Origin of the sequence: Cupriavidus sp. GA3-3 (assembly GCF_000389805.1) — a bacterium.
In the GTDB taxonomy this organism is placed as follows: Bacteria; Pseudomonadota; Gammaproteobacteria; order Burkholderiales; family Burkholderiaceae; genus Cupriavidus; species Cupriavidus necator_D.
Genome location: NZ_KB944504.1, coordinates 195,785 through 209,853, shown reverse-complemented (window position 1 = coordinate 209,853; position 14,069 = coordinate 195,785). Strand labels below are relative to the sequence as shown.

The window sequence follows — 14,069 nt, the reverse complement described above, 5'->3', positions numbered from 1 at the left end:
GAGGGTAGCTGCGGTGTTCAGGGCGGGGCGCCGTGGCGCCCGTTCAGAAATCGCCGTTCAGAAAGTGGTGTGGCCACGTGCGGCCAGGTTGGCCATCAGGGCGCGTACGCCGAACGTCCACGGAGCGATACGGTCGCTGCGGCCCACGCGGTTGACCAGGCTGCCGAGCTGGCGGCTGGAGATGGTGACAAGATCGCCATCCTTGTGGGTGAAGCCGCCGCCCGCGGTGTCGCGGTCTTCCACCGGCGCGAACAGCGTACCGAGGAACAGCATGGCGCCATCGGGATACTGGTGGGTCGCCCCCATTGCCTGCTCGGCCAGCTCCAGCGGGTCGCGCGTGATCTGGTCCATCGAGCTGGTGCCGGACAACACGAAGCCATCCAGGCCATCGACGCGCAGATCCACCGTCGCCCGCCGCACGTCGTCGAGCGAGAAGCTCTGGTCGAACAGGCGCAGGAACGGACCGATCGCGCAGGAGCCGTTATTGTCCTTGGCCTTGCCCAGCAGCAACGCACTGCGGCCCTCGAAGTCGCGCAGGTTGACGTCATTGCCCAGCGTGGCGCCGAGCACATCACCGCGGCTGTTGATGGCCAGCACGATCTCGGGTTCCGGATTGTTCCATGCCGAGCCGGGATGCAGGCCGATTTCCGTGCCGGTGCCAAGCGCCGAAAGCAGCGGTGCCTTGGTGAAGATCTCGGCGTCCGGGCCGATGCCCACCTCAAGGTATTGCGACCACATGCCATGCTCGATCAGCAAGGCCTTGAGTTCGCCCGCCTCGCGGGAACCCGGCCGGATCCGGGACAGGCGCTCGCCCACCAACGCCTGGATCCGGTTGCGGACCTCGGCGGCGCCTTGCGGGTCGCCCTTGGTCTGCTCTTCTATGACACGCTCGACCAGGCTGCCGGCAAAGGTCACGCCTGCCGCCTTGATCACCTGCAGGTCGCATGGCGCCAGCAGGCGGGCCACGCTGTCGCTGCCGCGCGGATCGGCCGTGTTGGCCAGCAGGTCGTCGAGCTTGCCGATCCAGCGGCCGGGCGTATTGTGCACGACCGTCACCGGGTCGCCCTGTTCGAGCAGGGTGCTCATGGTCGGAGCGACATCCGATATGTCGAATACCCCATCCGGCCGCAGGACCACGACAGCCGGGCCGGCCGGAGCGCCGTCACTGGCCGGGATCCATGCGCGGCCGACCAGCGTCCCCGCCAGCCCGTCGGCAGGAAGCGTTTGCGTTGCGCTGAGCGTGAGCGGCAATGCCATCGATTGTCTCCACCTGATGTTGTTGTCATGAGCGCCGCGACCACCGCGGCGTCGGGTGGAACTCTACGTGGCAGTCCCATAAACATCCAATCGATTATTGGGTAGAATCGATTCCGTTTAGTTATTGATTCAGCCGGGTTTACCCCCTTCATGGCCAGACAGACTGCTTCCGCCCCTTCCGCCGTGCTCGCCAAGCTGCGCTTCCGGCACCTGCAGCTGTTGGATGTGCTGGGACGCAGCCGCAACCTGCGCATCGCGGCCGAGCAATTGCATATCACCCAGCCGGCTGCCACGAAGATACTGAGCGATATTGAAGACACCCTGCAGGCCAGGCTGTTCGATCGCTTGCCAAGGGATATGCGCCCGACCGAATTGGGCGAGTTCGCGCTGCGCTACGCGTCGACGGCGCTGGCCGAGCTCGGCAAGTTTGTGAGCGAGCTGGAAGCGCTACGGGCCGGCGGGCACGGCCACCTCACCGTTGGCGCGATTTCGGCGTCGGCCGCGCAGGTGGTGACCACGGCGATCCGCGAGATCCTGCAGCAGCGCCCGCGGCTGGTCGTCAAGCTGATCGAGCAGAGCAGTGACCAGCTCGCCGTCTGGCTGGAAGACCGGAAGCTGGATATCATGGTCGGGCGTCTGACCGAGCCACGGCACCAGGCGATCTTCGATTTCGAGGCACTGTCGCCAGAGCCGGTATGGGTCGTCTGCCGGCCGGGACATCCCCTGCTGGACAGGCCCAGGCTGGAAATTGCCGACATCGGCGCATGGCCGTGGATCCTTTACCCGCAGCTCACCGCCATCCGGCAACTGTTCGATGAAACCATTGCGGCGGCAGGCATCCAGGGCCTGGTCGGCATGGTGGAAACACCGTCAATCTTTTCCACCCTGGAACTGCTGCAGGCGACGGATATGCTTTCGCTGCAGCCGCGCGCCGTGGTCGAGCGCTTCGTCGCGGAAGGCATGCTGGCGCACGTGCCGGTGCCGATCCGGCGCGCCATGTCGAGCTACGGCATTGTCACCCGCAAGAATGAGCTGCCGTCGGAGGCCATGCTGCAGTTCATGGCGGCGCTACGGGCGGCGGCCCGGTGAGACGGCACGGGGATCGGAGATAGCAGGCGGGTCGGATGCGCTGGCCCGGTGTAGACGTGAATATTGCTCCCTGCGTATTCGACATGTCTGTGGCCCTCGAAAGCGGCAACGGACCGTCATCAGCCAGGGCCCATGCACGCACCAAGTTCGCTCAGCAGGTGAGCGAGGCTGGCCTGGCTGCCGGTCTCGGTCTTGTTGAAGATCGCCTTGAGCTGGCTGCGGGCAGTCTCGTGGCGGATGCCGAGCCGCGCGCAGGCTTCGGGCAGCCCGATGCCCGCGGTGAGCACGGTCGCCAGTCGAACCTCGGATGCGGTGAGGCCATACAGTTCGCGTAGCACGCCCGCCAGCAGGGGCTGGGGCGGAGCAGCGCCGACCTCGCGGACTGCAACCAGGGCGGCGGGGCGCTGCCATCGGCTGGCCAGGCGATGGGCCGGCGGCAGCGGCAGCACGATGACGCTTGCGCTGTGCCCGCTGCCGTCACGGGCATGCGCGGCCTGGGCCGGCATGGCCGCTTCAGGGCTGCAGGCCGCAGCCAGCATCTCCCGGAACGGCCGGCTCAGGCACCAGTCGTCATGGCACGCCCGGGCTCCGGGCTCACCCTGCTTGCCCGGCAACAGCCGCCTCACCCAGTGTTCGCCACGGGCATTGCTGAGCAGCACCTTGCCGTCGGGCGCGACGACGATCAGGCCAAAGGGGAGTCGTTCCAGCACTTGCGCAGACAGTTCACCGAGCATGGTGACGTCCAGCGTGCGCTCGCGCAGGCTCAGTGCCTGACGCAGGTGCGGGATGGCCCAGCCTAGCCGGCGCGCGTCGTCAGCGTGGAACGGTTGTTGTCCGAGCGGCTTTTGCAGCGACAAATAGATTTCGCGGTGCGGCTTGCGCTCGACCAGGCAGCCCATGACGGAACTCAGATTGAACCCGTGCATGAACTCGCTATAAAAGGGCAGCCGGCTCATATTTGCCAGGCCCAGGTCGCGCGAATCGATATACCAGTCACCCACCGCCATCTGGCGCGTGTATGTCCGCGACGGGTCCTCGGCCTGGTAGTGGTCGTTGTAGGCGTCGACCAGTTCCTGGTTCAGGGCATGGATCTCGCTGACCCGCAACCGCTGGCTGAGCGCGTCGAACTCCACCAGCGCGGCGTGCATGCTTTCACTGGCATCGCGCAGCAGGGCCAGGCTGGACTGCCAGGCGGTTTCGTCAAGGATGCCCTCGTACAGACCTCGTATGGTCTGATGCATCACTTCTTCTTTCATCGCGCTCCCCCTGGGCGCCTGCGCCGCGCACCTGCCGGGGGGTTTACCCCGCGCGGCCTGATTGCCCGCCTTGCTCTGTCTGACTTGTCCCCCATTCGGGGGGATAGAAGGACAATACGAGATCCGCCACGCCCGTACTTGCGGTTTCTTGCGAATAATTCTGGGGAGCAGGCTTGTGCGTCGGCTGTCAGGTCAGGCTTGCCTGGCTTGCACATGCGCATTGCGGCGGAAATCGCTTGGCGATGCCCCGCTGAACTTGCGGAAGGCAGCGAAGAATTGTGTGTAGGAATCGAACCCGCTTGCGGCCGCCACATCGGACAGGGACATATCGGGGTGGCGCCGTATCAGTTTGCGCGCATACTCGACGCGGCAACTCAGCACGTATTGCCAAAGGCTGACCTGGCGCGTCTTGCGGAACATCCGGCACAGGTGGAAGGGGCTGATATGAACCGCGGCGGCGATCGCGTCGATGGTGAGCGGCTGAGACAGGTGGGCGAGGATGAAATCGTCCAGCCGCGCCAGCGTGTGCCTGGACAAAAGGCCCCGTTGCCCTGCCAGAGCGCTTGCGTCCTGCCTCCCGCCGCCGTAGAGGAGGCCCACGCGCAGGCTGATGGCCAGCAGCAAGGATTGGTCGAGCAGGCTTCCGCCCACGCTGCCGCCCCGGACATGGGCGTCCAGCGCCAGCACCAGTTGCACCAGGCCATTGTCGGCGCCGCCGGCGAAGTCCGAGCGCAGCTCGGGCGCGCTGCGTTCGTGCGTCTGTTCATGCGCCAGGACAACGGCATCGGGTCGCACGGAAAAATAGATGGCATCCAGCGGGGCTGACCAGGCGCTGGAAAGCGCATCGCCTGCGGCGCGAAAATAGACCTGGTTTGGCGCCATCGCCCCGTCCAGGCGCCGCCCGTTGACGTGCCAGCGGATCGCGACGGGATGCCGGCCGATCGGGACGGCCAGGCAGTGCACGGGCATGACCGTGGTGTCCAGGGCGCCGGCGGGCAGCAGGTGGCGCTCCAGTACAAAGCCGTCCCAGTGGGAAGTCGCGCTGCCATAGCGCGGCGTGGTAGGGATCGCTGGCATGGTGCCGCCGGCCGTTGTTGCCAGCAACTGGGTGCGTGGAGGAGCCTGGCCCATGGTTGGCGCGGGTCAACCCGTTCCCAACATCGCGGGCAAGGCGAGATATACGGTATTTTTCATCTTTTTGTACCGTCACCTTTCGCTACTGCCTTGGCGGCAGGTCGTGCGCTATGTGTGGAGCGAGTATATACAGCTTGTGGTCGCTTTAGCGGTTTGGTGGCGTTCCAGCAAACTGCCGCTTCCGACCCTGAGCAGCCTCTCGACTACTGCAGGGGGCGGCTTCGGCAGTCGAGGGGGCCGGGCCTTGCAGCAAATTGCCAACAGTCTGGGCGGCCCGGTTTCGAGTTCAACCCTTCTTTTGCCGGATCAACTGCATCAGCTCCTCGCGGTCTGCTTCCAGAATGGACCGGACCGACGTTGAGGGCCGGCGCCTGGCTCGATCCATGAAGGCTTCCGGCAGGAAGTAGTCCGACAGCGCGTCCATGCGTTTCGGCCCGAGGCGGTTGCCCAACCACTCGGCCACATCGCTATCGAAGAACGGGAAGTTCTTCTTCGAAGGCCGATGCACGGCGATCGCCCTCAACTTCGTGGTGTTGATGATGTCTGATACGTCGCCGTCGAAGCTGAGCACCTCCGCCACATAAAAGTCCACGTGAGGAGCCTGGTCAGGAGTGACGGAGGTCAAGGCATCCAGGGCGCGAGGAATGTACATGTCCCAAGCGCAGTTTCTGATCAGCGCGAGGGGATCGGCATGGTTCTGGATGGAATTGAGCTTCCTGGAGATCCTTGATCGGTTGCCGCGAAGCAGGATGTCACCGCAGACGATCAGCTCCCGTAGCATGATTGTGGACAGTTCTTCGTGCATGTACTCGACCAACTGCGCCAGCTTGTGCTCCTTGGCCTTGTTGGAACTCAGCTCGATGATCTGGCTCCGAACCAGGATCGCCTCCATCAGATCGAGCTGGTCCTCCAGGCCGGCGAAAAGCCCAGCCTTCAGGTTCCGTTCGAATTCCGCCATCAGGCCGGTGGCAAAATTCTCTGCACTCTCACGGAACTCCGCGCGGAAGCGCCGACCCCATTCCGCAGTCAGCTTGCTGCCGGAGGACGACAGCGCATGGATCGCGGCTACTGACTCTTTGCATCTGGCGACCGTCTCATCATTCCAGGACCGGAGCGACTCCCACAGATACAGATAGGGGTTGAGCTGTTGCAGCCTTGGTCCGATCTGGTTGATCAGATCAGCCCGGTTCAACGCTTCCGGAGACGGGTTGTCCTGGTAGGCGATCTTGCGAATATAGGTGGCCGCATTGGAGTCTACGAACATGGCCGAGCCGCCGTGAAAGCCCATTGGCCCGGATTGCGAGACAAATGGCGCGTCCATCAGCCATAGCGATTTCCCGCGGAATACAGACGTCGCAACGCCGGCGGGGCCTAGTGTCCGATCCAGCAGCTTGATGGATCCGGCGTTGCTCTCCTCCGCAAAGATGATCTGCCATTCTTCCAAGGCGGCCGCGTTCTTCTCGAACCGGCGGTGGGCTTCCAGCGCATTGGGAGCCGAACAGATTTCCTGCACCAGTTGCTGGTCGGAGAGTTGTTGGGACGGTGTTGGTTCGGGAGATGCGGACATTGGGGAGGTCGGGAAGAGGTGACTGGCGGTCATCAGAACCGTTCCTTGCACAGAGTCTTCAGCGTGCGCACAAAAGTCGCCATGGTAGGTGAGTCACCCGCACCCTGGCGCCGGTAAAGCGCCACCGGCGGCAGCGGCCACTCCAGGTCGCAGGGCACGCTGGCCACGTGCGCGCGGGTGGACAGATCGTGCGCCACGTCGGCAGGCACGATGGCCACCATCGACGGGTTGCGCTCGATCATGCGGCCGACGATCTTGAGCGAATGGGTTTCGATGGCCGGCACCGGTGGCTCTTCGCCCACGTGCAGGAACAGGTCCAGCACCGAGGCACCCAGCGCCGTTCCCGCGGGCGGCAGGACCCAGTCCATGGTGGCGAGCTCGTGCCAGTCCAGCGCGCGCTTGCCCAGATGCCTGGCAGTCTTGAGGTGGCACACCAGCGCGGGGCGCTGGCGGAACAGGATGTCGCAGCGCAGGTCACGCACCTGTGCCGCGCCGCGCGCGCGTGCCACCACGCCTTCGAGCCTGTGCTCGCGAAGCAGCGCCAGCAGGCGGTCGCTACTGGCTTCCTCCACCGAGAACACGAACGGCCCGACCTGCTCGCGCGTGTGCGAGAGCGTGTCGCACAGCAACTGGCCGGACAGGTAGTGGATCACGCCGATGCTGAGCCGCTCGGTGAAGCCCAGGCGGGCTGCGGCCATGTCGTTGGCCCAGTCCTGCAGGTCGACCAGCAGGCGCGATGCGCGCGAGATCGCGATGCGCCCCACCGGCGTGGGCGTGACGCCACCGCGTTGCCGCGTGAACAGAGCAGTGCCCATCATGGATTCGACCTCGGCCAGCATCTGCGTCAAGTAGGGCTGGGTCACCCCCCATTCCTGCGCCACGCGGGAAAGCGAGCCGTACTCGCTCAGCGCGACCAGCAGGTTGAGCTGGCGCGCCTTCAGGCGTGAGCGCATGCGGCCCAGCGTTTCAAGGGCCAGGGCGGTGAGTCGGTCGGGCATAAGTATTTACTTATCCTGGTATCAAGATATCTGCCAATACGTTTATGCCAGATCACTACAGTAGTGTCTAGACATCCGTCACTCACACACCACAGGAGCCCCCTAGATGCCTGTCATCGATGTCCACACCCACATCTTCACAAAGCCCTGGCTGGAGCTGCTCAAGCGCAAGGGCGGCCTCTACAACATCCAGCAGCGCCCCGACGGCCAGCACGAGGTATTCCGTGGCGACACGCCCGTGGTCATCCCACAGAAAGGACACTTCGACTACGATCTGCGCATCCAGCACATGGACGCGGCCGGCATCGATATCTCAGTCATGTCGCTGACTTGCCCCAATGTGTTCTGGGGCGACGAGGAAACCAGCTGCGAAGCGGCGCGCGAATCCAACGATTCGCTGGCGCAGGCGCAGGCCGATCACCCGAGCCGGCTGCGTTGGTTCACGTCGCTGCCGTGGGAATACCCGCAGCGCGCGCTCGACGAGCTCAAGCGCACCTGCGACAACGGTGCGAGCGGCGTCATGGTGCTGGCCAACATCGCCGGCCGCAGCCTGACCGACCCGGCCTTCGCACCCATCTGGGCCGAAATCGACCGCCGCGCGCTGCCGGTGCTGGTGCACCCCACCGACCCGCCGGGCGCCGACCTGATGGACATGACCAAGTTCGACCTGAGCTGGTCGGTGGGCTTCATGTTCGACACCACGCTCGCCATCACGCGCATGATCTTCGAGGGCTTCTTCGACCAATACCCCAACCTCAAGATCATCGCCTCGCATGCGGGCGGTGCGTTGCCCTACCTGGCCGGCCGTTTCGGGAAGGGCCACGAGGTCGAAATCCCCCAGCGGCGCAAGATGCAGCGCACGCCCATCGACTACCTGCGCCACATCCACTACGACTGCATCTCGTACAGTCCGGCTTCGCTGGAGTTCCTGATCTCGGTCGTCGGCGCCGACCGGGTGATGTTCGGCACCGACTGGCCGCACCAGGTTCACGACACGCGCGGGTCCTTCGCCAATACCGAGCGGCTGTCCGCCGCGCAGCGCGACGCCGTGCGTTCGGGCAATGCCATGCGAGTATTCGGTTTCTGATCGACTTCGGCTGACCAAGGAGACTCTCAGCATGTTGAAGCGACGCGTTTTCAATCGGGTGGCTGCAACCATGGCGCTGGCCGCCGCGCTGCCCATGGGCGCCCTTGCCCAGGACAAGCCCCCCCTCAAGCTGCTGGTCGGCTTCGCGCCCGGCGGCTCGGTCGATGTCGTGGCGCGGCTGCTGGCCGAGCGCCTGCGCCTGCCGCTCGGCCAGCAGGTGATCGTCGAGAACAAGCCCGGAGCCGGCGGTCGCCTGGTGCTTGGGGAAGCAAAGCGCGCGCCGGCCGACGGCAACACGCTGGTCATTTCACCCAGCGGCGCGTTGGTGATCTCGCCATGGCTATACCACCTCAACTACGACCCGGTGAAGGACTTCACGCCCATCGCGCGCGTGGTGACCTTCGACTTCGCGGTGACGGCGGGTCCGGCGGCGCCGGCCGGCGACATCCGCGCGGTGCTGAACTGGCTCAAGGCCAACCCGGCCCGCGCCAACTACGGCACTTCGGGCGCAGGCACCGTGCCGCACTTTGCGGGCGTGCTGCTGTCGCAGGCCTCAGGCGTGCCGCTCACGCACGTTGCCTACAAGGGCGGCGCGCCGGCAGTGTCCGATCTGCTGGGCGGACAGATTCCCATCATGGTGGACACGATATCGGAGACCATCGAGCATCACCGCGCGGGCCGCCTGCGCATCCTCGCGGTCACGGGTAACGCGCGATCGCCGGCGCTGCCCGACGTGGCCACGCTCAAGGAGTCCGGAATCGACGCCACAGCTGAGGCCTTCGTCGGCCTGTTCGCCCCGGCAGGCCTGCCGGCCGACAAGGTCAAGCGCCTGTCCGACGCGATCGCCGAAGTGCTCAAGGCGCCCGATCTCCAGGCGCGCATCCGCGAGATCGGCCTGAATGCGAACTACGCCGGCCCGCAGCAACTCGGCGAGACCCAGGTCGCCGACCTCAGGCGCTGGGAGCGGCCCATCAAGGCATCGGGCTACAAGGCCGAATGATGTTGCCGCCGTGCAGCATGCAGGGGCTGGCCGCGCTCGTGGGCCGGCCGGTCCCGCACAGGCGGGTCAATCGTTTCCTTCAGTCCGAGTCGAGCCGGCGACTGGAACGTAAAGCGCAACAGGGCTGACCGCCAGGTGATTGGCATATCCACCGTTATCAGTGCGATGCATGATGGCCTGTCGGCCGACGCATGACCTGAATTTCCGGCCCAGTACGGCATTCGCAGGAACTTGCTACATTGCTGACTGCTGGCGAAAACAGCCCCCTGCTGCTGCCGCGCTCACCGCAAACCGACAAACCAAGGAGACATCGAATGCACACCGCACTTCAACTTCGTTCGCAAATCAAGAGCAGCGGTGAACTCGAGCTGTCGCTAGACAGCATCGACACGCCGCACCCTGGTCCGGATGAAGTGCTCATTCGCATTGAAGCCTCCCCCCTCAACCCGTCCGATCTCGGCCTGCTGTTCGGTGCGGCCGACATGAGCACGGCCAAGGCCAGCGGCACGGCCGAGCGCCCCATCGTCACCGCGCGCGTTCCGGAAGGCGCGATGCGCAGCATGGCGGGCCGCCTGGATGCGTCCATGCCGGTTGGCAATGAGGGCGCGGGCGTGGTCGTCGATGCAGGCTCGTCCCCTGCGGCGCAAGCCTTGATGGGCAAGACCGTGGCTGTCATCGGCGGCGCGATGTACGCGCAGTACCGCTGCATTTCCGCGGACCAGTGCCTGGTCCTGCCCGAAGGCGCCACGCCTGCTGACGGCGCGTCGTCATTCGTCAACCCGCTCACCGCACTGGGCATGGTCGAGACCATGCGCCTCGAAGGACATAGCGCCCTGGTGCACACCGCCGCGGCCTCCAACCTGGGCCAGATGCTCAATCAGATCTGTCTCAAGGATGGCATCAAGCTGGTGAACATCGTGCGCAAGCAAGAGCAGGCGGACCTGCTCAAGGCACAAGGTGCGGTCCACGTCTGCAACGCCGCGTCGCCCACGTTCATGCAGGACCTCACCGAGGCACTCGTCGCCACTGGCGCAACGATCGCGTTCGACGCCACGGGCGGCGGCAAGCTCGGCGGCCAGATCCTCACCTGCATGGAAGCGGCCTTGAACAAGACGGCCCGCGAATACAGCCGCTATGGCTCGACCACCCACAAGCAGGTCTATCTCTACGGCGGCCTGGACACAAGCCCGACCGAGTTCAACCGCAACTTCGGCATGGCGTGGGGCATGGGCGGCTGGCTGCTGTTCCCGTTCCTGCAGAAGATCGGGCGCGAGCGGGCCAACGCGCTGAAGCAACGCGTGATGGCGGAGCTGAAGACCACCTTTGCCAGCCACTACTCGAAAGAGATCTCGCTGGCCGAGGTGCTGGACCTGGACGTGATCGCCGTCTACAACAAGCGCGCGACGGGGGAGAAGTACCTGATCAACCCGAACAAGGGCCTGGCCGGATAAGTCACCGTGGGGCGCCTTGCGCGCCCACACCCGTGTCAAGAATCAGCCGCTGCGCCACAGCCGGCGGCGCGGCGCTGCCGGCCGGCAATGGGAGGGCGCTTTCCAGTTCCGCGGCGGTGTGGCAGCTCATCCAGGTGCTGCCCTGGCAGTCATCGCGCACCAGCACGCGCAGGGGCAAGTCCAGCGCAACGCTGGGTGCGGCGAGCATCAATGGCGTTCCCCGCCTGGCGTTGTCATAGATCAGCACCTGCGTCGCCGGCATTGCCAGCCCGGCGTTGCGTGCAGGCTATGATTTTGCGGGCGCGACGGACGCGCCCTCGATTCCGTGACGCCTGAGAGCGTCCGAAACGAAGCAGGAGGCCTTCATCTGCTCGACGAACCGCCGTAGCCATTCCACGGCTTCAGCGCTGCGGGCTATGGGGAGGCCCATGGCTTGCTGTATGACCATAAACCGGCCCGGCAACAACCTCAGGCCCGCAGTGCGCTTGGCATCTGCTTCCAATTGCTGTCGCACCCCTGCAGCCACGTCCGCGCTTTGCTCCAGGAATGTTTGCACAACGGCCGGGGACGTCGGCGCGCGCACGATGTGTGCATGTTGCAGCGTACGAGTGAGATAAAGATCGTAGGCGCTCCCTTTTCCTACCACGACACGGCGTCCGGCAAGATCGACCTCTTCGTTGGCCTTGACGGTGGATTCCTCCTTCACCAAATACGCGCCTTCGATCAGCACGTAGGGTTCGGAGAATGCGATGCCGGCCCCCCGGACCGGGTCGACGGCAAAGAATCCGAAGTCCGCCTGTTCGGCCGTGACGGCATCGACCGACTTCCCCGCTGAGTCAAATACGACAAGTTCAAGCGGAACACCCAGGCAACTGGCAAGCTCACGGGCGAGGTCCACTGAAACGCCGAATGGATTGCCGCCGGCATCGAGGTTTGCCAGGATAGGGTTGCCTACGTTGATGGATGCGCGAAGGATTCCCGTCGGCGCAAGCTCCGCTGCGAGCCTTGCATATTGACTTGTCATGATGCTTCCGGCGTGTGCCATTTCAGTTCGTCTTTGCGTTGGCATGTCGATCCAGTAGCGCCTTCACCGCTGGATCCATGGCAATGCCCTTTTCGCGCTGACGCGCCAGCTTGTCGAGTTCGATCTCTCCGGGAACAATGACGGGCTTGCCAGGCTCCGCGGGTGCGCTACCGTGGAGGATCGCCGCAAAGTCTTGCATGCGGGCAGCCAGCCATTGGGCCGATCCCAGTCGCCGGGTATCAACCAGGATAAAGAAATGGCCCAGGTTCTGGGGCTGGTCGGGTGCATCGACCCACGACTTGACGTGAGTCAGGTACGCCGCATCCGACAGCAGTCCTGCGAAAAGATCGACCATCAGTGCCAGCCCATAGCCCTTGTGCCCGCCAATCGGAAGCAGGAAGCCATCGAGGGCAGCCTTGGGATCGGTGGTCCGTCGTCCTTGCGCGTCGGTAGCCCATGAATCCGGGATGGATTGTCCTGCCTTGAGCGCATTGCGAATCTTGGCGCGTGCGGCCACGCTCATGGCCATGTCCAGCAGGAAGTGGCGGCCGTCATGCCCCGGTACGCCGAAACCCAGCGGGCTGTTGCCCAGGCGTGCGTCGCTTCCACCCCATGGCGCGATGGTCGTCGTGGCGTTGCTGCCAATCATGCTGGCGAATCCTGCTTCCGCCGCAATGTAGCTGTACGGTGAAACTGGCCCGAAATGATTGCTGCCCCGGACGAAGGCCATGCCGATGCCGAATTCTTCGGCGACTTCCATGGCGGCGCGCAGCGCCTTCATGCCAGCGAGCGGGCCGACTGCGTTGCCACCATCGACCTTCACCAGCGCTGGCGCGGCGCGCTCGACTGTAATGGTGGGGCGTGCCGAGATACCGCCGGACTGGAGCCGTTCGCCATAGGATTCAATGCGAGACAGTCCATGGGTGCTGAGCCCGAAGAGGTCTGCAAGTACCAGGATGTCAATGACATCGATGGCGTCCCCTTCGGTCAGGCCCAGGCCCTGGAACGCGCGCACTCCGAGCTGGCGGAGTTCGGCTTCGGATACAGTGATTCGATCTTGTTGCATGCTGGATATTCTCGGAAGACTTAGTTTGCCTGGATTCCCGCGCTGCGGATGACGGTGCCCCAGCGTTGTTGCTCGGCACGAATGAATGACGCAAATTCGGCGCTGCCCGCGCCGACAGGCGTGCTTGCGTCCTCGGCAAGTCGTTGTCGCACCAGCGGGGTGGCCAGGGCCTTGACTGCCTCGGCATGCAGGCGGCTGACCACCGGCGTTGGCGTGCGCGCTGGCGCCATCAGCCCAAACCATTGCGAGCTTTCAAATCCCGGGTGGCCTTCCTCGGCAATGGTGGGAACGTTGGGAATCGGCGCGAGGCGCTGTGACGATCCAACGGCGAGGATGCGCAGCTTGCCCGCCTTGGCGTGTTGCAGGATCCCCGCCAGGCCCGCCGATGCGGCGTCGATGTTTCCGGCGAGCAAGTCGGAAATCTGGGCGCCGGTGCCCTTGTATGGCACGTGCACAAGATCGATATGCGCAGTCTGCTTGAGCATCTCGAAGGCAACGTTGCCAGCGCTTCCGTTGCCCGCCGATCCATAGGTCATGGCACCAGGCTTCGTCTTGGCCTGGGCGATGAATGCCTTGATGGAATCGCTATGGACGGTAGGCCCCACCGCGAACACCATCGGCACTTTCGCCAGCAAAGTCACCGGCGTGAAGTCCTTCAGAGGATCGTAGGGAAGCTTGCGCATCATGGCGGGATTGACGGCAAGCGTGCCAACGTGGCCGAGAACCAGTGTGTATCCGTCAGGCGCTGCGCGTGCGGTCTCCTGCATGGCGATGACACCCTGGCCGCCGCCCTTGTTGTCCACCACGATCTGTTGGCCCAGATTCTTCGACATCTCTGCCGCGATGACGCGGGCAATGGCGTCCGAGCTTCCGCCGGGCCCATACGGGACAATCAGCCGGATCGGCCTGGCGGGTGTCCAGGTCTGCGCCTGTGCGGGAATCAGTGCAGTGGCTAGCGGGATCGCGAGGGCGGCTAGGGCGTTACGGCGCGACATGCGCCGTAACGGCTCTTGTACTTTGTTGGGCATTGTGTCTCCTGCTTGGTCAGGACAGTGTTTCGTTCCATCCATAGGGCGAATGATCACGCTGACCGGATTCCAGTGTAAAGTGCAAAGATCACAAGTATTCTTGCGTATGACA

At 64.6% G+C, this 14,069-nt stretch carries 13 protein-coding genes; 4 read left to right on the top strand and 9 right to left on the bottom strand.

Annotated features, from left to right (window positions below; translation table 11 throughout):
- Positions 1-57: 57 nt before the first annotated feature.
- Positions 58-1,257 carry a fumarylacetoacetate hydrolase family protein gene (locus C265_RS29450; RefSeq protein WP_010812606.1) on the bottom strand — a complete coding sequence of 400 codons (1,200 nt, stop codon included), beginning with the start codon at positions 1,255-1,257 and terminating at the stop codon, positions 58-60.
- Between the two features lie 150 nt (positions 1,258-1,407).
- Here C265_RS29450 and C265_RS29445 point away from each other — a divergent pair, with 150 nt between their 5' ends.
- A complete protein-coding gene (locus C265_RS29445; RefSeq protein ID WP_010812605.1) occupies positions 1,408-2,346 on the top strand; it encodes a LysR substrate-binding domain-containing protein in 939 nt (312 codons plus the stop codon).
- 119 nt (positions 2,347-2,465) lie between these two features.
- Here C265_RS29445 and C265_RS29440 read toward each other — a convergent pair whose 3' ends face one another.
- The 4 genes from C265_RS29440 to C265_RS29425 all read right to left on the bottom strand — a co-directional run bounded on the left by C265_RS29440 (position 2,466) and on the right by C265_RS29425 (position 7,301).
- A complete protein-coding gene (locus C265_RS29440; protein WP_010812604.1) occupies positions 2,466-3,602 on the bottom strand; it encodes a helix-turn-helix transcriptional regulator in 1,137 nt (378 codons plus the stop codon).
- Between the two features lie 192 nt (positions 3,603-3,794).
- Positions 3,795-4,733 carry an AraC family transcriptional regulator gene (locus C265_RS29435; protein ID WP_081645170.1) on the bottom strand — a complete coding sequence of 313 codons (939 nt, stop codon included), beginning with the start codon at positions 4,731-4,733 and terminating at the stop codon, positions 3,795-3,797.
- A gap of 289 nt (positions 4,734-5,022) precedes the next feature.
- Positions 5,023-6,336 carry a hypothetical protein gene (locus tag C265_RS31955; protein WP_010812602.1) on the bottom strand — a complete coding sequence of 438 codons (1,314 nt, stop codon included), beginning with the start codon at positions 6,334-6,336 and terminating at the stop codon, positions 5,023-5,025.
- Positions 6,336-7,301, bottom strand: a complete 966-nt coding sequence (locus C265_RS29425) for a LysR family transcriptional regulator (protein ID WP_010812601.1) — start codon at positions 7,299-7,301, stop codon at positions 6,336-6,338. Before C265_RS29425 ends, C265_RS31955 begins: the two co-directional genes overlap by 1 nt.
- Before the next feature lie 106 nt (positions 7,302-7,407).
- Between C265_RS29425 and C265_RS29420 the strand changes: the two genes are divergently transcribed.
- From C265_RS29420 to C265_RS29410, 3 genes are all read left to right on the top strand, one after another.
- Positions 7,408-8,388 (top strand): amidohydrolase family protein, encoded by a 981-nt coding sequence (locus tag C265_RS29420; RefSeq protein ID WP_010812600.1) that lies wholly within the window; start codon positions 7,408-7,410, stop codon positions 8,386-8,388.
- A gap of 31 nt (positions 8,389-8,419) precedes the next feature.
- Complete coding sequence (locus C265_RS29415) at positions 8,420-9,388, top strand: Bug family tripartite tricarboxylate transporter substrate binding protein (protein ID WP_010812599.1); 969 nt, start codon at positions 8,420-8,422, stop codon at positions 9,386-9,388.
- A gap of 314 nt (positions 9,389-9,702) precedes the next feature.
- Positions 9,703-10,839 carry a zinc-binding dehydrogenase gene (locus tag C265_RS29410; RefSeq protein WP_010812598.1) on the top strand — a complete coding sequence of 379 codons (1,137 nt, stop codon included), beginning with the start codon at positions 9,703-9,705 and terminating at the stop codon, positions 10,837-10,839.
- A gap of 1 nt (position 10,840) precedes the next feature.
- Here the strand turns inward: C265_RS29410 and C265_RS29405 are convergent, their stop codons facing one another.
- Genes C265_RS29405 through C265_RS29390 form a run of 4 tightly spaced genes read right to left on the bottom strand, consistent with a single transcriptional unit; the run spans position 10,841 to position 13,957 of the window.
- A complete protein-coding gene (locus C265_RS29405) occupies positions 10,841-11,107 on the bottom strand; it encodes a DUF302 domain-containing protein (protein ID WP_256375547.1) in 267 nt (88 codons plus the stop codon).
- An 18-nt stretch (positions 11,108-11,125) separates the two neighbouring features.
- Positions 11,126-11,863: an ABC transporter substrate-binding protein gene (locus C265_RS29400; protein WP_037025715.1), complete on the bottom strand. Its 738-nt coding sequence runs from the start codon at positions 11,861-11,863 to the stop codon at positions 11,126-11,128.
- A gap of 22 nt (positions 11,864-11,885) precedes the next feature.
- Entirely contained in the window at positions 11,886-12,929 is a 1,044-nt protein-coding gene (locus C265_RS29395) for an Ldh family oxidoreductase (RefSeq protein ID WP_010812595.1), read from the bottom strand.
- Positions 12,930-12,949: 20 nt separating this feature from the next.
- Positions 12,950-13,957 carry a tripartite tricarboxylate transporter substrate binding protein gene (locus tag C265_RS29390; protein ID WP_037025634.1) on the bottom strand — a complete coding sequence of 336 codons (1,008 nt, stop codon included), beginning with the start codon at positions 13,955-13,957 and terminating at the stop codon, positions 12,950-12,952.
- Positions 13,958-14,069 lie beyond the last annotated feature (112 nt).